This window comes from Maribacter thermophilus, assembly GCF_001020565.1.
In the GTDB taxonomy this organism is placed as follows: domain Bacteria; phylum Bacteroidota; class Bacteroidia; order Flavobacteriales; family Flavobacteriaceae; genus Maribacter; species Maribacter thermophilus.
In genome coordinates, this window is sequence record NZ_LDAS01000001.1 from 991,063 (window position 1) to 1,015,786 (window position 24,724).

General features: G+C 37.3%; 25 protein-coding genes. 5 read left to right on the plus strand and 20 right to left on the minus strand.

Going from position 1 to position 24,724, the window contains the following annotated elements:
- Positions 1-85: 85 nt before the first annotated feature.
- Both corA and truA read right to left on the minus strand, forming a co-directional pair.
- A complete protein-coding gene (gene corA / locus AB657_RS04340) occupies positions 86-1,180 on the minus strand; it encodes a magnesium/cobalt transporter CorA (RefSeq protein WP_047245370.1) in 1,095 nt (364 codons plus the stop codon).
- Positions 1,181-1,213: 33 nt separating this feature from the next.
- Positions 1,214-1,999: a tRNA pseudouridine(38-40) synthase TruA gene (gene truA, locus AB657_RS04345; RefSeq protein WP_047245371.1), complete on the minus strand. Its 786-nt coding sequence runs from the start codon at positions 1,997-1,999 to the stop codon at positions 1,214-1,216.
- A 117-nt stretch (positions 2,000-2,116) separates the two neighbouring features.
- Between truA and AB657_RS04350 the strand changes: the two genes are divergently transcribed.
- Positions 2,117-2,554, plus strand: a complete 438-nt coding sequence (locus AB657_RS04350; RefSeq protein WP_047245372.1) for a hypothetical protein — start codon at positions 2,117-2,119, stop codon at positions 2,552-2,554.
- Between the two features lie 146 nt (positions 2,555-2,700).
- Positions 2,701-3,183 carry a hypothetical protein gene (locus tag AB657_RS04355; protein WP_047245373.1) on the plus strand — a complete coding sequence of 161 codons (483 nt, stop codon included), beginning with the start codon at positions 2,701-2,703 and terminating at the stop codon, positions 3,181-3,183.
- Between the two features lie 73 nt (positions 3,184-3,256).
- On the opposite strand, the gene AB657_RS04360 is transcribed toward AB657_RS04355, so the two are convergent.
- On the minus strand, positions 3,257-4,138 hold the full coding sequence (locus tag AB657_RS04360; protein ID WP_047245374.1) for an anti-sigma factor: 882 nt from the start codon (positions 4,136-4,138) through the stop codon (positions 3,257-3,259).
- 297 nt (positions 4,139-4,435) lie between these two features.
- Here AB657_RS04360 and AB657_RS04370 point away from each other — a divergent pair, with 297 nt between their 5' ends.
- Positions 4,436-5,134, plus strand: coding sequence for a response regulator transcription factor (locus AB657_RS04370; RefSeq protein ID WP_047245376.1), 699 nt, complete (start codon positions 4,436-4,438; stop codon positions 5,132-5,134).
- Positions 5,131-6,621 (plus strand): sensor histidine kinase, encoded by a 1,491-nt coding sequence (locus tag AB657_RS04375; protein WP_047245377.1) that lies wholly within the window; start codon positions 5,131-5,133, stop codon positions 6,619-6,621. The genes AB657_RS04370 and AB657_RS04375 overlap by 4 nt, the downstream gene beginning before the upstream one ends.
- Before the next feature lie 53 nt (positions 6,622-6,674).
- Here AB657_RS04375 and AB657_RS04380 read toward each other — a convergent pair whose 3' ends face one another.
- Positions 6,675-8,144, minus strand: coding sequence for a magnesium chelatase (locus tag AB657_RS04380; RefSeq protein ID WP_047245378.1), 1,470 nt, complete (start codon positions 8,142-8,144; stop codon positions 6,675-6,677).
- 18 nt (positions 8,145-8,162) lie between these two features.
- Positions 8,163-9,317, minus strand: coding sequence for a vWA domain-containing protein (locus AB657_RS04385; RefSeq protein WP_047245379.1), 1,155 nt, complete (start codon positions 9,315-9,317; stop codon positions 8,163-8,165).
- A gap of 399 nt (positions 9,318-9,716) precedes the next feature.
- On the opposite strand from AB657_RS04385, the gene AB657_RS04390 reads away from it, so the two are divergent.
- Complete coding sequence (locus AB657_RS04390) at positions 9,717-10,433, plus strand: DUF1853 family protein (RefSeq protein WP_198146872.1); 717 nt, start codon at positions 9,717-9,719, stop codon at positions 10,431-10,433.
- Between the two features lie 84 nt (positions 10,434-10,517).
- Here AB657_RS04390 and hisIE read toward each other — a convergent pair whose 3' ends face one another.
- The 15 genes from hisIE to AB657_RS04465 all read right to left on the minus strand — a co-directional run bounded on the left by hisIE (position 10,518) and on the right by AB657_RS04465 (position 24,714).
- The gene (gene hisIE / locus AB657_RS04395; protein ID WP_047245380.1) at positions 10,518-11,126 is read right to left on the minus strand and encodes a bifunctional phosphoribosyl-AMP cyclohydrolase/phosphoribosyl-ATP diphosphatase HisIE; all 609 of its coding nucleotides are present in this window, start codon (positions 11,124-11,126) and stop codon (positions 10,518-10,520) included.
- 61 nt (positions 11,127-11,187) lie between these two features.
- Positions 11,188-11,943, minus strand: coding sequence for an imidazole glycerol phosphate synthase subunit HisF (gene hisF, locus AB657_RS04400; RefSeq protein ID WP_047245381.1), 756 nt, complete (start codon positions 11,941-11,943; stop codon positions 11,188-11,190).
- A gap of 172 nt (positions 11,944-12,115) precedes the next feature.
- A complete protein-coding gene (locus AB657_RS04405; RefSeq protein ID WP_047245382.1) occupies positions 12,116-12,631 on the minus strand; it encodes a DinB family protein in 516 nt (171 codons plus the stop codon).
- Entirely contained in the window at positions 12,624-13,352 is a 729-nt protein-coding gene (gene hisA, locus AB657_RS04410) for a 1-(5-phosphoribosyl)-5-[(5-phosphoribosylamino)methylideneamino]imidazole-4-carboxamide isomerase (protein WP_047245383.1), read from the minus strand. The genes AB657_RS04405 and hisA overlap by 8 nt, the downstream gene beginning before the upstream one ends.
- Positions 13,315-13,776: a GNAT family N-acetyltransferase gene (locus AB657_RS04415; RefSeq protein ID WP_047245384.1), complete on the minus strand. Its 462-nt coding sequence runs from the start codon at positions 13,774-13,776 to the stop codon at positions 13,315-13,317. The genes hisA and AB657_RS04415 overlap by 38 nt, the downstream gene beginning before the upstream one ends.
- Positions 13,776-14,357, minus strand: a complete 582-nt coding sequence (hisH, locus tag AB657_RS04420; RefSeq protein ID WP_047245385.1) for an imidazole glycerol phosphate synthase subunit HisH — start codon at positions 14,355-14,357, stop codon at positions 13,776-13,778. Before hisH ends, AB657_RS04415 begins: the two co-directional genes overlap by 1 nt.
- Positions 14,358-14,440: 83 nt before the next feature.
- Positions 14,441-15,583 carry a bifunctional histidinol-phosphatase/imidazoleglycerol-phosphate dehydratase HisB gene (hisB, locus tag AB657_RS04425; protein WP_047245386.1) on the minus strand — a complete coding sequence of 381 codons (1,143 nt, stop codon included), beginning with the start codon at positions 15,581-15,583 and terminating at the stop codon, positions 14,441-14,443.
- Positions 15,584-15,586: 3 nt separating this feature from the next.
- Positions 15,587-16,630, minus strand: coding sequence for a histidinol-phosphate transaminase (gene hisC, locus AB657_RS04430; protein ID WP_047245387.1), 1,044 nt, complete (start codon positions 16,628-16,630; stop codon positions 15,587-15,589).
- Between the two features lie 27 nt (positions 16,631-16,657).
- The gene (gene hisD, locus AB657_RS04435) at positions 16,658-17,941 is read right to left on the minus strand and encodes a histidinol dehydrogenase (protein ID WP_047247805.1); all 1,284 of its coding nucleotides are present in this window, start codon (positions 17,939-17,941) and stop codon (positions 16,658-16,660) included.
- 20 nt (positions 17,942-17,961) lie between these two features.
- Positions 17,962-18,819, minus strand: coding sequence for an ATP phosphoribosyltransferase (hisG, locus tag AB657_RS04440; protein ID WP_047245388.1), 858 nt, complete (start codon positions 18,817-18,819; stop codon positions 17,962-17,964).
- A gap of 236 nt (positions 18,820-19,055) precedes the next feature.
- Positions 19,056-19,871: a prohibitin family protein gene (locus tag AB657_RS04445; protein ID WP_047245389.1), complete on the minus strand. Its 816-nt coding sequence runs from the start codon at positions 19,869-19,871 to the stop codon at positions 19,056-19,058.
- A gap of 10 nt (positions 19,872-19,881) precedes the next feature.
- Positions 19,882-21,909 carry a hypothetical protein gene (locus tag AB657_RS04450; protein WP_047245390.1) on the minus strand — a complete coding sequence of 676 codons (2,028 nt, stop codon included), beginning with the start codon at positions 21,907-21,909 and terminating at the stop codon, positions 19,882-19,884.
- Between the two features lie 73 nt (positions 21,910-21,982).
- A complete protein-coding gene (gene fabG, locus AB657_RS04455; RefSeq protein WP_047245391.1) occupies positions 21,983-22,732 on the minus strand; it encodes a 3-oxoacyl-[acyl-carrier-protein] reductase in 750 nt (249 codons plus the stop codon).
- 104 nt (positions 22,733-22,836) lie between these two features.
- Entirely contained in the window at positions 22,837-23,709 is an 873-nt protein-coding gene (sucD, locus tag AB657_RS04460; protein WP_047245392.1) for a succinate--CoA ligase subunit alpha, read from the minus strand.
- A 69-nt stretch (positions 23,710-23,778) separates the two neighbouring features.
- The gene (locus AB657_RS04465; protein ID WP_047245393.1) at positions 23,779-24,714 is read right to left on the minus strand and encodes a UDP-3-O-(3-hydroxymyristoyl)glucosamine N-acyltransferase; all 936 of its coding nucleotides are present in this window, start codon (positions 24,712-24,714) and stop codon (positions 23,779-23,781) included.
- Positions 24,715-24,724 lie beyond the last annotated feature (10 nt).

Genomic DNA, 24,724 nt, shown 5'->3' on the forward strand with positions numbered 1-24,724 from the left:
TATATTATAGCTCCCCTTTTTTTCTCTTGTAAAATAACTGCTCTACCCAAACTGTGATACTTATGGATATTTATAGTACACAACATTATAGCCAATCTTTTCTTTTAAAGTAAATAAGCAAACCGATAGAAATAACGATCATTACAACCCAAACAGTAATGTATCCATATTTATAGTGCAGTTCTGGCATATGTTCAAAATTCATACCGTAGATACCGGCTATAAAGGTTAACGGAATAAATATGGAGGCCATGATGGTAAGCACTTTCATTACCTCGTTCATTTTATTGCTCATATTGCTCATGTACATTTCCATGAGGCTCATGCTCATTTCCCTATAAATTTGTAGACTTTCGTTTATTTCCAGCGAGTGGTCCAAGGCGTCCCTTAAAAAAAGTTTGGTGTCTTTGTGTATCAAATGACTTTCAGAGTCAATTAGCCTACTAACCAGTTCTTTAACAGGATAGATCCATCTTCTTACCTTCAACACTTCTTTTTTTAGCAGTTGAATATTTTGTGCCACGATCGGTTTTGGATTTAAATATACCTCGTCTTCCAAGGCTTCTATTCTATGGTTTATTTGTTCCAAAACCAAAAAATAATGATCTATGATCGCATCTAAAAGAGCAAAGAAAAGATAATCGGCTCCCCTAGCCCTAATTCTACCCTTAGGGGAAGCTAATCTATTTCTTACCCCGTCAAAAACATCTTCTTTTACTTCTTGAAAAACCAATACGGTATTCTCCATAAGTACAAAGGCCATATGTTCTGGTACGATCTCATCTTCAGAATTTAAATACAACATTCTAAAGACTCCAAAAATATACCCATCGTACTCGTCTATTTTAGGTCTCTGATCGGTATTTACAGCATCTTCCAATAATAAAGGGTTTAGACCAAAGCCCTTGCCCAGCCCTTCAATAAATTTTTCATCGGTGATACCCACCACATTGATCCAAGTTGTTTTTTGGGGGGATCTATATTTTAAAACATCTTCGAGATTACTTGTTTCGTTGATTTCAATAGATTCTTCGTTATACTCGGTAATGGTAACTACACTTTGTGTTTTTTCTTTACTGCCCAAATAACTGACCGTACCTGGAGCGGTTCCCATTTTACCTTGTACCCTAGATACTTTTTTCTTTCGTTTTGGTATGCCTACTTTCCTCCTTGCGGCCATATTTGCTTGTGTTTTTTTTAAAGATAAATAACCTTACCCAAAATTTACTTCATTTAATAACAATCCTGATCCGGGTGCAATAGTTGTCATTTTAATATTATTATTCGGCATCAATGATGCTTTGATATCCTCTTCACTTAGATTGCCCATTCCTACTTGTAACAGGGCTCCCATAATCATACGTATTTGATATCTCATAAAACCTTGTCCCCTTACCGTTAGTGCATAGCTTGTGTCCGGAAAAAAACTGGCATAGAGCAAGGTGTTTCTGTCAATTCCGCAAAAGTCTATTGTTCTGACCACTTTTGTATTGGGGCGTAATCTGGCGGTATATGAAGAGAAATCATGGGTGCCTTCAAATAATTTTGCCATTTTGGTCATTGATTCTATATCCAATTCATCTATAACATTGGTTAGGTATGGCGCACAAAACGGGTGGTTCTTTTCTCCATAAGAGAATAGATAAACGTACTCTTTAGATTTACTGTGCTGAATTATATTAAAATCGGCAGTAGTCGGGGTTATTTCGGTAACCCTGATATCTTGGGGCAAATTTTTATTAAGCAGTAACAAAAATTCGCTCAAGTCCGTAATTTCTTTTTCTTCTACAAAAAGTTCAAAAACGCCATCCAAAGCAGAAACTTTAGCATCTGTACGCCCCGCCCCCAACAATTTAAACTTGGTATCCTTAAAAACAAAATTCAAGGTTTTGATCAACATGCCCTCTATAGTCAACTGATCCGGTTGTTGTTGCCATCCACTGTATCTAAAACCCAAATATTGAATGCGTACCAAGTAATAAAATCTAGAGCGTCTCATGGTAAAATCTAATATTTTCTGTAACTTATTGAAAATTAACCGGATAAAATAAACCAATTTATCCCTCACGAAAAATAACAATTACTAATCTAAACCAAACATTAAAACCAATACATTATGAACACAGAAACTAAAATAAAACCACCTATGTGGTTTTGGATCGTAAGCATTGTAGCATTGTTATGGAACCTTATAGGGGTTGTTTCTTATTTGGGACAGGCTTTTATGACCGATGAGGATCTTGCCCTGCTAAGCGAGGCAGAACGAGAGCTTATTGAAACACAGCCAGCATGGGTTACCGCGGCTTTTGCACTAGCAGTTTGGGGCGGAACCTTGGGATGCATATTTCTTTTGTTGAGAAAAAAATGGGCAAAACCTGTTTTCATCATCTCTTTGATAGGCATCTTGGCCCAGTTCGGCTACTCACTTCTTTTAAGCAACAATATGGATGTATATGGAGCCAGCGCTGTAGTTTTTCCCATTATAATAATTGTGGTAGGTGTATTGTTATTACTATTCGCAAACGCCTCTATACGTAAACAATGGCTAACATAGAAAGCCCACAAATAGAGGACTTTAGATAAACAAAATATTAATTTTATAGATAGAGTTGGTCTTTTATCGAATTTTTGGAACAAAAAAAAACTATACGCATTTTTAGTCTTATTTTTTGACTCTAAAAGAACCCGAAACCAAACATTATGAAATTTATTAAAGGCATTTTTCCATGGAAACGAACCCTGATAACGTCTCTATTAGTTATACTATTATTGAGCGTTTTTAATTTCTATGGCCTTTACACCAATAAGTTTTATTTTTTTAAAATAAGCAACTATATATTTCCCTTACTTGCTTTAGGTCATCTACTGTTTTTGTATGTTATGTGGTTTAAGATCAAGGAAGATGAATTGAGTGATCCTCCTATGCGAAATCTAGAATATATACTTTATTTTATAAGTTTGGTTTATATATATAAACTTATAGAGACGTTAACTACCTTATTTTCTTACGGCCAGTACGACAATCATCTTATTCCTGCATCATTTTTACCCATGGGTATATTTATAGTCCTTTTATATGTATTACTATTATTGCTCACTTTTTTAACTTTTAGCTATAGAAGGGAAATTGTGGGGACCTATACTTTTGATGAAATGAACCAGCATGTAGACAATTGGAATTAATAAAAGAGCATTCTTAACAATAAAAAGGCCTCCCTTTAAAAGGGAGGCTTTTTTGTTTATTATTATGATGAATTTATCTTGTGACCGTACCAGTAGGGAAACTACCAGATACATTACTCCCTATTTCTTGTACACCCATGGCGTCGGCAGCAATCATACCTGCCAAAGGTTTTAAGACAAATGGCGCGGCACTGTTATCTGGATAAGGTTCTATGCTTATTACCGCTATTTTACCTCGTATATCGGTAGGGAACATTAGTCCATCTGGAGCATTTACCAAAAAGTCTTCACCAGGGAACGGCGGACCTGGGTTTGCCCCACTAAAAGGACTCGCATCATCGCTGCCCGTAACAGAAGTGAACGTACCTGTTGTTACCGGAATACCGTCCATAACAACCCACCCTTCATATTTCCATCCTGGTTCAAGTATCGGCAATTCCAATCCATTGATAGCACTTCCACTGCTATTGTCTAAAAACCATATGCCACTATATTTCTCTTCTTCGGCACCTGTACCCGTTGGTGCCGCAACAATAAATTTACCTTCTATAGTATCAAATGAAGAGGCAACCGTACCAGTGCCCAAGCTTGCCGAATTGCCATTGAAATCACCAATGAAAAGTTTTGTGTCGGCAGGATCGGCCGAAGGATCCGGATTCGGTTCAATTGAAAGTACAAAGCTTGTTGCACTTGCCAATGTGGAGGCGTCCATTTCAAAAGAGGATTGTGAGAGATCACCATTGGAGTTTACAGAAAATGTTCCTGTACTTACCGGTGCTCCATCGACAATTATCCATCCTTCATAAAGAAAATCAGGACCTAAATCCTCTAATCCATCTATATTCAAAGAAATAAATGAATTTTCTGGTATATCGGCATCGTCGTTTACACTACATGATGAAATCAGTAGTACCGATACCATAATCAGCGCATACTTAAAGTTTAATTTTTTCATTTCTAATGTTTTTTAGTTATGAAACAAACTAACACAGAGCAGGTTACAGAAGAATCACAAAAGAGTAAACTTTTTATAAAGAATGATCACAAAAGAATCACGGGGTATAGCTTTTTAATTGAAATAAAGCCAAGTTTCAGTGTATTATCTGTAAGGAATATCCCTATAATTCAACTACTTAATGGACCAACTAATCGTTTAACGACTTTATTTAGACGGCAATCAAAGGTTTTAACATGAAATAATATTGCTGTGATATTTATGTGATAACTTTTGATTTTATTCGTAGGTACGATTATGAAAAATATATTGATAATAGAAGATGATCTTGAGATAATCAAATTATTGGAGATTCATTTAACAGATTTAATCTATAGGACATCCAAAGCAACGGATGGCGCTATAGGACTCCAAATGGGCTTGGAGAACGACTATGATATGATTCTTTTGGATTTGACCCTACCTACAATGGATGGTGTAGAAATCTGTAAAAAACTTAGGGCCGTTAAAAACACACCTATAATAATGCTAACGGCAAAATCAGAAGAGATAGATAGGGTTCTTGGGTTGGAAATTGGTGCTGATGACTACATTACCAAACCTTTCAGTATTCGTGAGCTACTGGCTAGGATCAAAGCTGTATTAAGAAGGGCTGACATAAAGGAAGTTAAAGGGAAAGACACGACGAGCATCAATGCAGAGGGCTTACAAATAGATATTGATAAAAGAAAGGTAGATCTAAACGGACAAAGAATAGAGCTTAGCCCAAAAGAGTTTGAATTATTGGTGTTAATGGCTTCCAATCCAGGACGTAATTATACGCGCTCAGAATTATTGAATATGATATGGGGATATAATTTTGAAGGTTATGAACATACCGTTAACTCACATATAAATAGATTAAGGGCCAAAATTGAATCTGATATGGCAAATCCCACTTTTATTTTGACGACTTGGGGTGTAGGTTATAAATTTAATGAAGAAATTGTAGAATGAGTACCGATAAAACTTTAACGCCCAGACTGGTCAAGAAATTATGGCTTGCTTTTATTGTTTTGATTGCAATTATAGGTGCCTCGTACATTTTTATAACCGGTTATTTTAGCAATAAACATAGTGAGGCTACCATTCAAAAGATGAACGCCAGTTTAGCGGAACACCTTATCGAGGAAAAATTTCATGATGCCTCGCCCTTTTTGGAAGACGGCAGTGTAAACAAAGCATTGTTTGGGGATTTAATGCACGATATGATGGCAGTAAACCGTAGTATAGAGGTTTATTTGTTAGATAAGAGCGGAGACATTCTTTATTCGGTGGTTTTAGATCATGGTGATGGTTCTGAAACCAAACATGTGTCATTGGATCCAATAAAGTCTTTTATAGCCTCCAATGGGCAAGAGTATATACTTGGTGATAACCCAAGAAACCCAAAAGAACAAAAAATATTTTCGGCCGCACCATACAATGTAAATGGAAAAGAAGGTTTTATTTATATTGTCTTGGCAGGACAAAAACTACAACTGGTAAGCGATACGTTACTTGGCCGTTATTATTCGAACCTAGGTATTGGAGGGTTTTTACTGGCTATCCTCTTTGCGGGACTTATAGGTTTTTTAAGTATCTGGTTCCTAACCAAGAACCTCAGATTAATGACAGGTACGGTAAAAAAATTTCAGGAAGGTGATCTTGAAGCCAGAATAGAAAACCCCAAAGGGTCCGATATAGAGGTTTTTGCAAACGCTTTCAATGAAATGGCCGACTCTATAGTTGAGAATATGGATAAGATGAAATCTGTTGATTTGTTAAGGCGAGAGCTTATTGCCAATGTGTCACACGACCTTAGGACGCCTTTGGCCATTTTAAAGGGATATATAGAAACCATGCAAATGAAGAAAGATTCCCTAACGGAAAAGGAAAAGCAGGAATATCTTCAAATCACCTATGATAATGTGGACAAACTATCCAAATTAATCAATCAATTGTTTGAATATTCGAAGCTGGAAGCCGAACAGATCACCCCTATTAAAGAACCGTTTTCAATCACCGAATTATCGCATGACCTTATTGCTAAATTCAAGGTTTTGGCAGAACGGAAACAAATTGATCTGCAATTAAAAAATGACCAAAAAAACGCTATGGTATTTGCAGATGTCGGACTTGTGGAGAGAGCTTTACAGAATCTTTTGGAGAATGCCATAAAATACACACCATCAGGTGGTAAAGTAACACTTTCTATCCATCCCAAGAGCGACCAGGTCGAAATAAGTATTCGAGATACGGGCACCGGAATTCCTATTAGCGACCAGCCTTTTATATTTGATCGTTATAAGCAGGTGGCCACAGGTTCTAAAAAACAAGGTCATGGTTTGGGGTTGGCCATTGTGAAGAAAATAATGGAATTACATGACACGACCATTACGGTATTGAGCAAACCTCGAGAAGGAAGTTCGTTTATATTTCAATTACCCGCATATCAAGTATAAAAGATAGTTGACTATTAGAAATAAAAAAGCTCCCTATAAAAGGGAGCTTTTTTTTAAATATCATTTAAAAAATTACTGTATAAGTCTTTAAAATAGTATCCTTCGGAAAAACGCTGTTTGTTCAATTTTTTATAGCACACCAATCCCCATAACAATAATTCTTTTAAGAAATTAAGGTCTTTTTCCGGATATTCCGGTTGGTGTTCCTTTACTAGTTGGTTCAATGCAGGAATACTGTCCAAGGCACGTTTATATTCCTCATCTGTAAAATCGTCCAAGAGTTCAAAACCTTCTCCCTGAAAAAACCAGGATAATAGCTCATCGTACACGGTTTCCTCATCTTTACGTTCCAACTTATTTATTTTTGGAAAGTACCTTGGAAACAGTGATTTTACGGCATCGTCTATTAATATTTCGGCAACACCGTCCGCACCTTCTTGTTCACCTTCATATACCAATTCTATTTTTCCTGTAATGGCAGGTATAATACCAACAAAATCACTTAGCCGTACTGCAGTGTTTTCGGCATCGGTCAGTAAGGCCCTTCTTTCTGCGGTACTTAATAAATTTTCAAAAGCCGTAATACTTGTACGGGCACTTACACCACTTTTGGCATCCACGTATTCGCTGTTACGGGCTTCAAAAATCACCTGTTCCAACAAATCTTTTGCGAGATCGGGAACATATACCGAACTGGTTTGACGCTCGTCTAAATTGGCTTCTTGCTCCGTAATTTTACGGGCGGTCTCAATATCATCCGGATAATGGGTAAGAATTTGAGAACCTATCCTATCTTTTAATGGAGTTACAATACTGCCCCTATTTGTATAATCTTCGGGGTTTGCAGTGAAAACAAATTGTATATCGAGGGGTAACCTTAGTTTAAACCCACGGATCTGTATGTCTCCTTCCTCTAAAATATTGAACAACGAAACCTGAATACGGGCCTGAAGGTCGGGCAACTCGTTAATAACAAAAATACAACGATTGGCCCTTGGGATCATCCCAAAATGAATTACCCTATCATCTGCATAGGATAATTTAAGATTGGCCGCTTTTATGGGGTCTACATCCCCGATCAAATCTGCCACGGTAACATCTGGTGTGGCTAGTTTTTCAGCAAAACGTTCATCTCTGTGCAACCAAGAAATAGGGGTGTCGTCCCCTTTTTCCTTAATAAGCTCCATCGCGTATCTAGACATGGGCTCAAATGGATCGTCATTAATTTCAGACCCCTTTACTACGGGAATATATTCATCCAGAAGATTTACCATTAGGTGGGCCAAACGTGTTTTTGCCTGTCCGCGTAAGCCCAATAAGTTAATATTATGCCGAGATAATATAGCCCTCTCCAATTCGGGGATCACAGAATCTTCATAACCCCAGACCCCGGTAAAAGTTTCTTCTCCCTTCTTTATTTTTAGAATAAGGTTGTCACGAAGTTCATCTTTTATACTTTTGGTTTTATACCCGAGAGATTTTAGTTCGCCTAGGTTATTTACTTTTTTATAGTCTATTTTCATATATAACAATCTCTATTCTTATTTCAATCTTTTTCGTCTGTTGGTCTCGTAGTCCTCAAAAATCATTTCTCCCAACCCTTTTAATCCCGTAAAGAAGGCCTTGCCTTTGTTGGCTTCCGTAAAATGACGGATAAACTGCATTAAATAAGGGTCTTGGGCAATCATAAAAGTTGTAATGGGAATATGTAATTTTCTGGCCTGCCGGGCCATGTTGTAACACTTTTCTACGATATAGTCATCAAGTCCGACACTGTTTTTATAATAAGTGCCATTTGGAAGTCTTAGACAACTGGGCTTACCGTCCGTAATCATAAATATCTGTTTGTTGGTATTACGTTTACGGCGCAATATATCCATTGCCAATTGCAGTCCTGCCACAGTATTTGTATGGTACGGCCCTACTTTTAAATACGGAAGGTCTTTTATTGGTATGGGCCAAGCATCGTTACCAAAAACAAGAATATCCAAAGTGTCCTTTGGGTAACGCGTGGTGATCAACTCCGCCAAGGCCATGGCTACTTTTTTAGCAGGGGTAATACGGTCTTCACCGTACAAAATCATACTATGGCTTATATCGATCATCAATACAGTGCTCATCTGTGCCTTATATTGAGTGTCCTCTACTACCAGATCTTCTTCATTTAATTGAAAACTACCTACCCCGTGATTGATCTGTGCATTTTTTAGACTTTCGGTCATAGAAATGTGCTCTAGACCATCGCCGTAACGGTATTCACGAAAATCTCCGGTATGTTCATCTCCTTGACCAGATTTACCTGTTTTATGGTTGCCCGAACCACTTCGTTTTATCTTTCCGAAAATCTGGTCTAGAGCCCGTTGCCGGATAAGGCGCTCCATTTTGGCGGTAATTGAAATGTTTCCTTTCCCCCCATTTTCATTTCCTTCGTCCCCTTCTCCTCCAGCACCATCTTCAAACTCTTCCCTAATGTATCCTTTTGCTTTTAGTTCCTCTATAAAATCGTCAATAGTATAATCATCGGTGGTGAGTTCATATTCCTTGTCCAGTTCCCTTAACCAATCGATAGCCTCGTCAAAATCACCTGAAGTATGTGTAATCAATTCCTGGAAAACTTCGAACAGTTTATCAAAAACAGATTGCTCGGGAGCCTCATAGGTCTGAAAACGATATCCTTTTCTTATATTCATAGCCATATTATAAAATTAACACATTTCGGTTGGATGCCATTCGTATTTAAGAAATGTTAACGTTGTTGTTTAAGAAGTTGGTTCTATGATGTTGTTTGATGTTTGCTGTTGATAATTGTTCGATTGCGGTAAAAGCTTTGCACTAGACGCCGAGCCCATATATATTGGGTATATCGTTTTGCCCAGAGCATTATAATAAAGTAACTTCGGCTTCACTCAGTTACCGGACTTAATTCTTTTTAAATGATACTTAAGTTGGTTACTGAACGTAGCGGAAGTACAACAACTAAATAAAACACCATCAACAGCAAACCAACAATCATTAACCAAGCCATAGGCTTTTTAAATACCCCACCAATTTGGGAACATACCCGGTTTGATATTATGCAGTTTGAATTTCCAAAAATGGATTTGTCAAACTTCACCCCTGCTCCCATACCCGAAAATTTACGTTTAGGACATCAATTGGAAAATGTGTGCAAGCAGTTATTGGACCATTCTTCACAGTATGAAGTACTAGTTTATAACTTACCTATTCGGGAAGGAAAACAAACGTTAGGAGAAGTTGATTTTATACTGAGGGATGTTGCAAACGAACAACTTATACATATAGAACTGACTTATAAATTCTATATTATAGATACAGATGTTTCAGAACCGTTACACCAATTGATAGGCCCTAATATACGAGATGCTTTCTTCTTGAAAATGGAGAAAATAAAGAACAAACAATTCACCCTTTTACATACTGAAGCGGGTACAAAAGCGTTGGCTGGCTTAGAGCTTGATGTTTCTTATTTAATACATCAAACATGTTTTAAGGCTCAATTATTTAAACCTTATAAAACGGATATTTTACAAGTACACCCATTAAACGAACAATGTATTGTTGGCTATTGGTTACGATTACAAGACTTTAACACCAATGCCTTTACCTCTTATCAATTTTACATTCCCCGTAAAAGAGAATGGATTTTAAACCCCGATACCAACAGCGAATGGACTTCACACAAAGAAATCATAGTTAAAATAGAAGAACAGCTCCTTAAACAGAATTCACCTTTGGTATGGATGAAGAAAAATAATACTGCATTTGAGAAGTTTTTTGTGGTGTGGTGGTAGTAAAAAACATCTTTATAAAATAAAAAAAGGTTGCGCATTTTTATAATGAACACCCTTTTTTTAAAATCATGTATGTAATAAGATTTACTTTTTTCGCTTTATCAATTCCGCTTCAATATCCTTTAAAGTATACCCTTTTGCCTGTAAGAGCATAAGATAATGGAACAATAGGTCGGCACTTTCGTAAATGAAAAGTTCATCATTGTCATCCATAGCTTCAATAACCGTTTCTACAGCCTCTTCCCCTACTTTCTGGGCAACCTTATTAATGCCTTTTTCAAACAGCGAAGCTACGTACGACTTGTTGCCATCTGCCGATGTTCGCCGTTGTTCTATAGTAGCTTCCAATTCTGAGAAAAAACCAAAATTTGGGTTATTGTCTTCTCCCCAACAAGTAGCTGTTCCTGTATGGCAAGTTGGGCCTACAGGATTGACCATTATCAAGAGTGAGTCGTTATCACAGTCGTTCTTAATACTTACAAGATTCAAAAAATTACCACTTTCCTCTCCTTTCGTCCATAATCGTTTTTTAGAACGGCTGTAGAAGGTAACCTTACCCGATTCTTGGGTCTTCTTTAATGCTTCGGCATTCATGTAACCCAGCATTAATACATTTTTTGTACGTGCATCCTGAATAATCGCAGGTACTAGGCCATCGCTCATTTTCTCCCAATTAGGTGTGTTAAAATTCATAATACATTATTTTTAAATGTGCCCTTGGCACAAATGTTTGAGGTATATAAGGGTACAAGGGTTACAACCTGACCGGAATACCGTTTTCCTTTAATTCTTCTTTTAGTTCCTTTATTCCTATCTCTTTAAAGTGAAATACACTGGCCGCTAAAGCAGCATCGGCTTTTCCTTTGATAAATGTATCGGTAAAATGTTTCTTTCTTCCCGCACCACCAGAAGCAATGATCGGAATATTTAATTCAGTCGATAATTTTGCCAATGCTTCATTGGCAAAGCCATCTTTAGTTCCGTCATGGTCCATAGAGGTAAATAATATTTCTCCTGCTCCCCTTTTCTCAACTTCCTTGGCCCACTCAAACAATTTACGTTCTGTAGGTACTTTGCCTCCTACCAAATGTACGACCCATTCTCCATCTATCTGTTTGGCGTCTATAGCGACCACAATACATTGTGAGCCGAATTTAGCCACCAAATCGTTAATCAACTGTGGGTTCTTGACCGCCGACGAATTTATAGATACCTTGTCCGCTCCATTTTTAAGCAGTATGTCTACATCTTCTATTGATGAGATTCCTCCTCCAACGGTAAAGGGAATATTTACGTTTTCTGCTACATGGTAGACCAAATCCGCTAAGGTCTTCCGTTTTTGTTCGGTTGCAGAAATGTCTAAGAACACCAGTTCATCTGCCCCCTCTTTACTATATATTTTCGCCAATTCTACAGGGTCTCCGGCATCTCGTAAATCCACAAAATTTACACCTTTAACAGTTCTACCGTCTTTAATGTCTAAACAGGGAATGATTCTTTTTGCTAGCATTTTTTTAGTGTTAAGTACTAAGTCAACAGTACTAAGTATTATAAAATCAATATTATGTAAGTTTTTTTATACTTGATGCTGTATACGATTTACCTTTTTTATCCATTTGGCTCTACTAATTCTGTATTTTGAACTTCGTACTTGGTACTCTGTACTTTATAGTATTTAATTGTTACTTATTTTTTATATTCAAATCGACACTGTCATAAAAACCTAAATCGGTATTCTTCAACTGTTTTACCCAAAAGGCAATTTGCCCTGTATGGTATGAATAATGCTCAACAGCATGGAGAATAACCCCGACACCAGAGAAGGTAAATCCTTGAACCGACCTTAGTTTTAACAATTGGTCTGTGTTCGCATCAAAAATAATACGCTTTGCAGTATCTACCGTGTCTTCCAACTTGTCTAAAACTTCTGATTTTGTGAGACCGCCCACGGTCGAGAATTCGGTATCCCGCTGTCTGGTATCTTCATTTTCACCTAAAGACGATATAATGTATTGCGAAATGTTTCCACATAAATGCAACATCAAATTGGCGATACTGTTAAGTGACTCGTTCGGTTTTAACCAAAGTTCCTCTTCAGAAATATCCACCAAGCTTTTCTGTATCATGCGGGTGCTTTCATCCATACGATACAATGCATTTTTCACCAATTCTTCAACTAATTGTGCCTCTTTATCCATGACTTAAAATATATGTCTCCAGCTGTTTTAGACTGATTCTGTTTTCGTAAATGGCTTTTCCTATTATTGTTGCCTCACAACCTATTTCTGCTAATTCTGGCAACTCGTCAAAGGCGGATATGCCACCTGAAGCTATTAATTTTAAATTCTCTGTTTGGTCCAATATCCTTTGGTACAATTCAAAAGAAGGACCTTCTAACATACCATCTTTACTAATATCGGTACAAATAACATATTGAATTCCCTTTTCTTGGTACGATTGAATAAATGGAATCAATTCTTCTTTAGATTCTTCTAACCAGCCCGAAACAGCAACTTTTTCGTCCATAGCATCGGCTCCTAATATTATTTTATCGGCACCATGCTTTTCTATCCAGCCAATAAATGTTTCAGCATCCTTTACTGCAATACTACCACCTGTAATTTGCTTTGCGCCACTTTCAAAAGCGATACGCAAGTCTTCATCTGTTTTTAACCCCCCTCCAAAATCAATTTGTAAACCGGTCTTGGTTGCAATTTGCTCCAAAACTTTATGGTTAACAATATGCTTGGATTTTGCACCATCTAAATCTACTAAATGCAAATGTTTTATTCCGTGGGCTTCGAACTCTTTCGCAACTTCTAACGGGTTTTCATTGTATATTTTTTTGGTATCATAATCCCCTTTAGAAAGGCGTACGCACTTACCGTCTATGATATCTATGGCTGGTATAATTCTCATTTATTCTAAAATTTTGCTTATCAATTGACATCCATAATGCTGAATCTCCTATTTTATTAAATCCGTACCGCTCATACAGCTTGTGGGCATCTTTGGTTTTTAATGCTATCGTTTTCAGATTTTTTATAATAGGGTCATCTAACATAAATGTTACAAGTTTTTTACCGAAACCCTGACCTTGAAATTTATCGAGGATAATAACATCCATAAAATATCCAAAGTAGATGTAGTCGGTTACTACCCGAGCGAAACCAATTTGTTCATTTTCTGTGGTGTATATACCAAAACAGTACGAATGTTCAATGGTTGTTTTGACATCTTCGATAGTTCTATTATTTCCCCAATAAGAATTTGCGATAAACCCCTGTATGGCTCTTACATTTAATAGACTTTTATCTTTTGATATAAAGTAATTTGGCTTCATTACATTTTTAAAAAATTTTCTAAAATCTTTTCACCAACATCACTAGATTTCTCTGGGTGAAATTGCGTGCCATAAAAATTATCTTTTTGTAGTGCCGCGCTATAGTTTAGTCCGTATGAACACTCAGCTATTGTTTCGGCACATAACGGAGCGTAAAAGCTATGGACCAAGTAAATATGCTCATTCTCCACAACCCCCTTGAACAAATCTGACCTAAGGTTCGTAATTTGATTCCAACCTATTTGTGGAACTTTCACCTGGTCACTAAATTTTATTACATCCACATTAAAAATCCCCAGCCCTTCTGTATCGCCTTCTTCTGATGACTTACACATTAATTGCATACCAAGGCAAATGCCCAATACTGGTTGTTTTAGGGTTGGTATAATCTTATCCAGACCACTGCCCCTTAATTTTTTCATGGCGCTACTTGCCTCGCCTACTCCCGGGAAAATTACTTTATCGGCATTTTGTATTTCATCGGAATCACTACTTAAAACCGCATCAAAGCCCAACCGTTTTATGGCGAACTTAATACTCTGAATATTGCCCGCCCCGTAATCAATTATTACTATTTTCATTAAAACTAGTATTAAGTAATTAGTATGAAGTACAGAGTAAATCTTAAAACGACTATATACTTTGCACTTAATACCTTATACTATTATAGAACTCCTTTGGTACTTGGTAACACCATCTTCTCAACATCTCTTTTTACCGCCATTTTTATACTTTTTGCAAAAGCCTTAAAAATAGCTTCTATCTTATGATGCTCGTTGGTACCTTCTGCCTTAACGTTCAGGTTTGCTTTTGCTCCGTCAGTAAACGATTTAAAGAAATGATGGAACATTTCGGTTGGCATATCCCCCACCTTTTCTCTTTTAAATTCAGCATCCCAAACCAACCAGTTTCGTCCACCAAAATCGATAGCGACCTGTGCCAAGCAGTCATCCATAGGCAAACAGAAACCATAACGTTCTATTCCTAGTTTATTCCCTAGGGCATTGTTAAACACTTCTCCTAGGGCAATACCTGTATCTTCAATGGTATGGTGCTCATCCACCTCTAAATCACCGTCTACCTTAATAGTTAAATCCATTTGTCCATGACGGGCCAATTGATCCAACATATGGTCAAAAAATGCCAAACCTGTTTTAATATTGCTTTTTCCAGTACCATCTAGGTTTAGCTTTATAAAAATATCCGTCTCGTTCGTTTTTCTATGGTACTCCGCCGTTCTATCCTTTAATTTCAAAAACTCGTAAATCTTTTCCCAGTCATTGTTTTCCAGTGCAATAACATCGTCCAATTCTGTTCTCTTTACCGTAATTTCATCAGTTCCCAAATTTGTATTGTCATTTATGAAAATACCTTTAGAGCCAAGGTTCTTGGCCAATTCCATGTCCGTTAAACGATCGCCGATCACGAAAGAGTTTTTTAAGTCGTAGTCTTCAGAAAAGTATTCGGTTAACAATCCTGTTCCAGGTTTTCTGGTATCGGCATTTTCATGCGGAAAAGTACGATCCAAAAAAACCTTGTCAAAAACTACACCTTCATTCTCAAAAGATTTTAGGATAAAATTGTGTACCGGCCAAAAAGTATCTTCGGGAAAAACATCGGTACCCAAACCATCTTGGTTGGTGATCATTACAAGTTCATAGTCCAACTCCTTAGCTATTTTACCTAAATAGGTAAAGGCCTTTGGGTAGAAGATCATTTTTTCGAAGGCATCTATTTGCTCATCTGCTGTTTCTTTGATTATGGTACCGTCACGGTCTATAAACAATACACGTTTTTTAGTTTTCATGTTTTACGATAATGCTTTTAAAGCCTTGATTAATTTTTTATTTTCATTGGATGTACCCACGGTAAACCGCAACGTGTTTTTACACAAAGGCTGCGTGGTCCTATTTCTCACTACAATACCTTTTTCCAACAATTGGTTGTACCGTTTAGTGGCATCATCGACCTTCGCCAGTATAAAATTAGCATCTGTCGGAAAAATATCGGTCACAAAGGAAACTTCCGATAAAGCTTTGTTCAATTTTTCTCGTTCCTCCAAAATATTGGAAACTTCTTGCTGTACCCCTTTTTGATCTATAACTCTAGAAATAGCCCTTTGCTGCGTTAATTCGTTTACGTTATAAGGTGGTTTTATTTTATTTAAGACCGCAATAATTTCTTTGGAAGCCATACATATTCCTAGACGTATACCTGCCATTCCGTATGCTTTTGACAAGGTTTGAGTAATAACCAGATTGGGATATTCCCCTAGTCTGGAAACCCAACTTTTTTGTGATGAGAAATCTATATAGGCTTCGTCTATTATCACTAGACCATTGAAAGATTCCAAAAGTTGTTCAATCCTTTTTTGGGAAAAACTGTTTCCTGTAGGGTTGTTTGGAGAACAGAGGAATAATAATTTGGTATGGTTATCTATACTTTCTAAAATTTTGGAAATATTGGGCTGAAAATCATGATCTAACAGTACTTCCTTGTTTTCTACTAGGTTGATGCCAGACAATACTTTATACATGCCATAGGTTGGTGGCAAAGTAAGGATATTGTCTTCTTTAGGTTCACAGAAGGCCCTAAACAACAAATCTAACACTTCGTCGCTCCCATTGCCCAAAAGAATGTTTTCTTCCTTGATACCTCTCTGATTGGCCAAAATAGACTTTAAACCTCTTTGTTGAGGGTCTGGATAACGGTTGACCCCATTATCATAAGGATTCTCATTCGCATCTAGAAAGACCATGGTAGAACCGTCAGATACATACTCGTCTCGTGCCGAAGAATACGGACTAAGCCCTTTTACGTTCTCTCTTGTTATTTTATCTAGGTCAAAACTCATTGATTCTATAGTACTATTCAACCACTTTTATTTTATACTTTTTAATCTCAGTGTCACTGCATTTTTATGTGCTTGCAAACCTTCTGCTTCCGCCATTGTTTCAATAGCTTTTCCGATAGCGGATATACCTTCTTTACTAATTTTTTGAAACGTCATGCTCTTCATAAAACTGTCTAGGTTTACTCCGCTATACTGCTTTGCATACCCATTTGTTGGTAGCGTATGGTTTGTACCTGAGGCATAGTCTCCAGCACTTTCAGGTGTATAGTTACCTATGAACACCGACCCGGCATTTTGGGTGTTCTCCACATAAAAATCCTCATTGTCCACACATACGATATAATGTTCAGGACCATATTCGTTGATTAGGTCTATCGCCGTACTATCATCTTCAACAAATATGAGTTTACTGTTGGCAATAGCCTGTTCGGCAATCTCTTTTCGAGGTAGAGCATCTAACTGTAATGCCACTTCTTTTTCTACCGCATCGATCATGGTTTTAGAGGTCGATACCAAAATAACCTGACTGTCGACCCCATGTTCTGCTTGACTGAGTAAATCAGATGCCACAAAAGCTGCATTTGCGGTATCATCGGCGACCACCAATAACTCTGAAGGTCCGGCAGGCATATCTATAGCCACCCCGTACTTAGTAGCCAGTTGTTTGGCCACTGTTACATACTGATTTCCAGGTCCAAAAATTTTATAGACCTTTGGAATGGACTCCGTACCAAATGTCATACCGGCAATGGCCTGTATACCACCCACTTTTACAATTTTGGTAACACCACACAAATTGGCCGTATATAGAATAGCGGGATTCAATTTCCCTTCCTTATCTGGAGGAGAACACAATACGATTTCTGAACAACCTGCTATAGTGGCCGGTATAGCCAACATTAATATGGTAGAAAACAAAGGTGCTGTGCCCCCAGGAATGTAAAGGCCTATTTTTTGAATAGGTCTTTTTTCTTGCCAGCAAGAGACTCCTTTTGTGGTTTCCACTTCAACACGATCCGTCTTTTGTGCTTTATGAAACTTTTCAATATTGTTTTTGGCCAATTCAATGGCCATTTTCAAATCATCGGATACTAAGTCGGTAGCCTCTTTTATTTCGGTATCGGAAACCAAGCAGTTTTCTAAAGTAACTTTGTCAAATTGTTGGGTATATTTTTGCAATATACTATCCCCATTCGTTTTAACTTCCTCAAAAATACCGGTTACCAATGCCTCAATATCGGCAACTGTTTGCGTAGGACGTTTAAGAACGTCTTTCCAGTCTTCTCTTTTAGGGTTATAAATTTTATTCATTTCTTTTCTTATAAAGCCCACTACAATACCATTTTCTCTATTGGGCAAACTAAAATACCTTCTGCACCTGCGCTTTTTAACTCATCTATGACTTCCCAGAATTTATCTTTGTTTATCACTGTATGAACAGAGCTCCAGCCTTCATCGGCCAGAGGTAAAACCGTAGGGCTCCGCATGCCCGGTAATAATTTCAAGATGCCGTCTAACTTTTCATTGGGCGCATTTAACAAGACATATTTAGAACTTCTAGCCCTTAACACCGATTGAATTCTGAACTGTAATTTCTGTAGCAATTCTCTTCTTTCGACCGAAATTTTAGGGGACACGGCCAATACGGCCTCACTTGTAAGCATAATCTCTACTTCTTTCAAATTATTCTTGAACAAAGTGCTACCACTGCTTACAATGTCACAAATAGCATCTGCCAAGCCAATATTCGGTGCGATCTCTACAGACCCATTAATTATGTGTAAATCAGCATTTACCCCTTTTGCTTTTAAGTAATTTAGAACTGTATTGGGATATGAAGTGGCTATTCGTTTGCCTTCCAAATCTTTTACGGAATTATATTTGACGGATTTCGGAACCGCTATTGACACCTTGCATTTAGAAAAACCTAGTTTTTCGGCTATCGATATATCCTCACCTTTTTCTATTAATACATTCTCGCCAATAATGGCGATATCTACTACACCATCTCTTAAATACTGTGGAATATCTCCATTTCTTAGGTAGAACACCTCTATGGGGAAATTTCTGGACGAAGCTTTTAACTGATCCTTTCCATTATCAATAGAAATTCCACAATCTTTTAAAATTTGAAGGGATTCTTCGTTTAACCTTCCTGATTTTTGAATAGCGATCCTAATTTTTGTCATTATCTTTTTATTGTGCTTGAACGATCAAACCGAAGTTTAAAAAGAAAACCCGTTTGATTGCTCAAACGGGTTTTTAAATATGTTGCACTACTACAATACATTCCTACCTCGCCTGAGCGTGTGTATGGAAATGATGATGTATAGTTCTGTTTCTCATTATGTGGTAAAAGTAAAAGGTATTTTTGATATCACAAAACAAAAGTTAAAAATGAAACAAAAAGTTTTTACTACGTGTTTTAGTTGTTTCCTAATATCAATGGTAAACCAGAGTCTCCACTACCCACCACCACTACTTTGGCATTGGGCGATTTGGCAAGTTCCAGAGTAGCATCTATACCTTTGTCCTGCAATATTTTATCTGTTAATGAAGCACTTAGTATTTTGTTCGCATCGGCCTTACCCTGTGCTTCTATACGTACCTTCTCTGCTTCTTTTGAAGCCGTTACCAGTCTAAATTCATACTCCAAAGACTCTTGTTCTTGCTTTAGCTTTCTTTCTATAGCTTCCTTAATAGTATTAGGCAAGGTAACGTCACGTACCAATATTTCATTTAATTGAATATACTGACCGTCTACAATCTTTTTTGTTTCCTCATAAATCTCTGCTTGAATGGCATCTCTTTTACTGGAATAAAGTTGCTCGGGCGTATATCTACCTACAACGCTTCTTGCTGCACTACGTATAGCAGGTAACAAAATACGTTCTTTGTACATTTCACTTTTTTCTTTGTGCAATTTGCCAAGGTCTTCATACTTTGGCTGAAACCAAGTAGAAGCCTCTAACTGAATATCAAGGCCATTGCTAGAAAGTACTTTCATTTTTTCATAAACTTCTTGTTGCCGAACCTCATATACGAAAACCTTGTTCCAAGGTGCAACAATATGAAAACCTTCTCCCAAAGGTGGCTCATCGGTTACAACACCGCCACCAAATGTCTTATATAGCACCCCCGCCTCTCCGGAACCTATTGTTACGGCAGATTTTGAAATTAAAATAATAATAAGAACTAATGCGAAGATTACAGGTAATGCGATTTTTGGTAATTTGTCCATATATTTTTGTTTAAGTTAATCCGTTATATTTTCTAATAAACCACTCTATAGTGAAGGATGACATAATTAATGCCAAGAGTATTCTGAAATCTATCAAAGATACAATATTTTCAGAGCTCTTTTGGGTCGGCACAAAAACATCACTGGAAGTAAGCTCAGCGGACAAATTACTATGGTTGGCCGTAAAATAGCTTTTGCCCCCTGTATTTTGTGCCAGTAAGGCCATTTTACGGTAATCGCTAGAAATAAACTGTTTTTCCAAATCAAAATCGGAGATTACAAAACTGCCGGTTTTAGAGAGGTTTTCGTTGATTACGTGCACTTTAAAGTTATATGTTCCAGGTATTAAATTGGTTAAGTCCACTTCATAATATCCATTCTTCAATAGCATCGGAAGCGTTAGTTCCTCATTGGTCTCTTTGTTCTTTATGTCTATGTTTATGCTTGCATTGGGGTCAAAAACAAAGGTTTCATCAAAATAGGTGGCCGAAACGAAGGCCGTATTGCTGCCTTCGTACAAAGGACTGTATTGTAAACCAAATCTCTCTCTTTTCGAATTACCCGACATGTACCTCATTAGCTTTCCAAAGAACTTATCGAAGTTTTCGAAATTTCCCCAATTTCGATAAGATTGCATTCTCCATTTCCAAATACCAGAACCCATCCATATGCCTTTTTTCCATGAATTATCGCTTAAAACAGTTAACATTGGCGAGTTGATGTCCACTCCCCTAACCTGTGTATTTAATAGAATTTCATGTGATTTGTTTATTGCTAGAGGCCCTGCATCACTTCGTAAGGGAGGAAAATCATTGATATCAAAATCAGTGATGTCAAATTTGGAAAAAACAGAATTTACACTGCCAAATATTTCTTGAACAGGATATCCCAATTCAATATTAAAATCATTTTGAACTTTGTTCAGGTAGGCATAATCGGTATTTACACCCGTAAATACGATATAATTACTTTGCTTATTGGAAATAAATTCAAATATGTTATTAAAGACACTGGTAGGTTCATATAACAAAAACAGATCCATTTCCTCCAATTCCTTTAATGACACTGTTGGCTTTAAAATTGTAACCACTCGTTGCTCATTGCTCTCAATAGCCTTTTTAAGCGTGCCCAAATCTGGATGTAGAACATTGGAAATTATGGCTATACTTGTTTTTTCATCGATAACCTCTACCGTGGTCTTTCTTGTATTGTTAATAAGGTTTCTCTCATTGGACAAGGGCTCTACGCTAACTTCAATATTTTTTACACCTACACTATTGGCATCGACAAGGGTCTCAATTGTTTTAAGATTGTTCGATTTTGACAAACTTACTTTTTCCTTAAAAACATTGGTACCATTCACACGAATGTTCACGTTAGTCGAAATAGCACCTTCTCCTTGATAGGTAACATATGTTTCAAGAGGATATTTATTTTTTAAGAAAGCAAACTTGTTCGTATTGATGTTACCAACGCCTATGTCTTCATATCGTGTAGTGTCGCCCACCGTAACGGTATATACGGGATTTTTACTGTTGCCAGAGATAAAGGTATAATCACGGCCTATAGTTTGGTTTCCATCAGAAATAAGTACAAAAGCCGTTTCTCTTCTTTTGTATACCTCTTGCAGGGAACTGAGCGATTTATCTATATTGGTAAGCTTTTCTTTATAATCAAGGCTATCGCCAGACTTTAAACTTTCACCAAAGGTGTAGGCTTCTACATTAAACTTATCAAGAATTTCCCCTGAGGTTTTAAAGGTCAAAAGTATGGAGCTTATCTCATCGTCATTTTGTTGCACAGACGATGAATTGTCCAACAATAGAACCAAATTCGGTTTTTCTATTGAATAAGTAGTTTTTGAAAATTTCGGATTAATAATCAACAATAAAATCGAAAAAAAACCTAAAAACCTTAGTAAGGATAATAAATAGAAGAGTTTACCTTTCTTTTTTTTCTTAACGACATACTGAAACAGTGATACTCCCATAGCTACGATTGCAGCCATAATAATAAGCAATACTGTTTCAGTTTGCATTTAAAAAACTTATTCAGAATTAGTAATAATTACCCTAGTAGATAACGTACACCTACCCTAAAACCAACAAAGGCTAGGTCAGCATTCCGCCATCCACGTTTAAAACCTGTCCCGTTACATAGGAAGATAGGTCAGAAGCAAAAAATAGACAGGCATTGGCAATATCTTCGGTAGAGCCACCTCTTTTTAAAGGTATGGCATCTCTCCAGCCCTGTACTACCTTTTCATCCAACTTACCGGTCATTTCGGTTTCTATAAAGCCAGGGGCTATTGCATTGCAACGAATGTTTCTAGATCCCAATTCAAGGGCAATAGATTTGGTAAAACCTATCATACCAGCTTTTGAGGCCGCATAGTTGGCCTGCCCGGCATTTCCTTTTACCCCTACTACACTACTCATATTTATGATAGAACCTTTACGTTGCTTTAAAAAAGTCCGCTGTGCCGCTTTTGTCATATTAAAAACCGACTTAAGGTTAATGTCTATAACCTGATCAAAATCAGCCTCGGACATTCGCATAAGAAGGTTGTCTTTCGTAATTCCCGCATTATTGATCAATACATCTATGGTACCGTCAAAATCGTTTAGCACATCGGCAATTAGTTTTTCTGACTCTTCATAACTGGCGGCATTACTTTTGTATGCTTTTGCATTTACCCCCATACCTTTCAATTCTTCCTCTAGTTCCAAAGCAGGGGCTTCACTAGCACTATAAGTAAATGCTATGTTTGCACCATGTTGGGCAAAAACCCTGGCTATACCTTTTCCTATTCCACGACTGGCACCTGTAATAATTACGTTTTTTCCTTCTAATAATTTCATCTGGTCACTATTTGTAAGGTCTTATGTCAAATATAAGTTTTGTTTGATATATAGGCGAAAAAAAATCCCGCATGAACGGGATTTAAGTATATTTTAATAGGATACTACCCCATTACCTCTTTTACTTTAGCTCCGATTTCCGCAGGAGAATCAACTACATGAATACCATGTTCTCTCATGATTTTCTTTTTAGCTTGTGCAGTATCATCACTACCTCCTACGATAGCTCCGGCATGTCCCATAGTTCTACCGGCAGGTGCAGTTTCACCGGCGATAAATCCTACGACCGGTTTTTTACTTCCACTTTCCTTATACCATTTTGCGGCATCAGCTTCTAACTGACCACCTATTTCACCGATCATAACCACACATTCTGTTTCTGGATCATTGATCAAAAGCTCAACAGCTTCTTTTGTAGTGGTTCCGATAATCGGATCTCCACCAATACCAATGGCAGTTGTAATACCCAACCCTTGTCTTACCACTTGGTCGGCAGCTTCATAGGTTAAAGTACCCGATTTAGAAACGATTCCAATATTTCCTTTTTTGAAAACAAAACCTGGCATAATACCTACTTTTGCCTCACCTGGTGTAATTACTCCTGGGCAGTTTGGCCCTATCAACCTACAATCTTTATCTTTTAGGTAATTGGCGACCATCACCATATCGGCAACAGGAATACCTTCTGTAATAGTAATAATAACTTTGATTCCCGCATTGGCGGCTTCCATAATAGCATCGGCAGCAAATGCAGGCGGCACAAATATAATGGTCGTATCCGCTCCTACTTTTTCGACCGCTTCGCTAACTGTATTAAAAACAGGCTTTCCTAAATGTTCCTGACCTCCTTTACCAGGTGTTACACCACCAACGATGTTGGTACCGTACTCGATCATCTGTTCGGCATGAAAAGTACCTTCACTTCCTGTAAATCCTTGTACAATTATTTTGGAATCCTTATTTACTAAAACGCTCATACTTCTGTTTGGTTTTTATTTCTACGCAAAAATATATGTTTGTCAATGAATACTAAAGAATTCTTCTTCTTATTTATCCTCTAGCTTTTTAATTATATCCGGAATTTTCTTGATATATGCCAATTGTTTTAATTTTTCCCTGGACTCTTCTATAGGAGTTCCAAAATAACTTTTACCTCCGGCTACAGATTTTGTAACTCCCGTTTGCCCCATAACCACAGACTTTTTACCGATCGTGATACCACTGTTGGTACCTACTTGTCCCCAAAGGGTAACTTCATCCTCAATAATTACACAGCCCGCTATACCTGTTTGGGAAGCTATAAGGCATTTTTTACCTATAACGGTGTCATGCCCTACATGTACTTGGTTGTCTATCTTTGTTCCTTCTCCAATCGTTGTATCTCCGGTAACTCCACGGTCTATAGTACATAATGCACCAAGATCTACATTGTCTTTTACGACTACTCTACCGCCCGACAATAATTTATCGAAACCTTCTGGTCTGTTCTTGTAATAAAAAGCGTCGGCTCCAAGTACACTTCCTGCATGTATGGTAACATTATTACCTATAATACAATTGTTATAAATGGATACGTTCGAATGAATTTTACAATCATCGCCTATAACCACATTGTTTCCTATGAACACATTGGGCTGTATTATAGTATTCTTACCAATTTTGGCCGAATCTGAAATGGCACTGGCAGAGGATACAAAAGGACTAAAATAACGGGTTAACTTATTAAAATCACGAAAAGGGTCTTCTGAAATCAACAGCGCCTTACCTTCAGGACAATCTACTCTTTTGTTTATTAGAACAATAGTGGCTTTTGAGGCCAAAGCCTTGTCATAATACTTTGGATGGTCCACAAAGACAATCTCACCTTCCTGTACCACATGAATTTCATTCATTCCCAGTACTGGAAAATCATGGGGACCCACATACTCTGAATTTATAATTTCAGCTATCTGGTTGAGCGTAAATGTTGTCGGAAATCTCAAAGATTGAAAT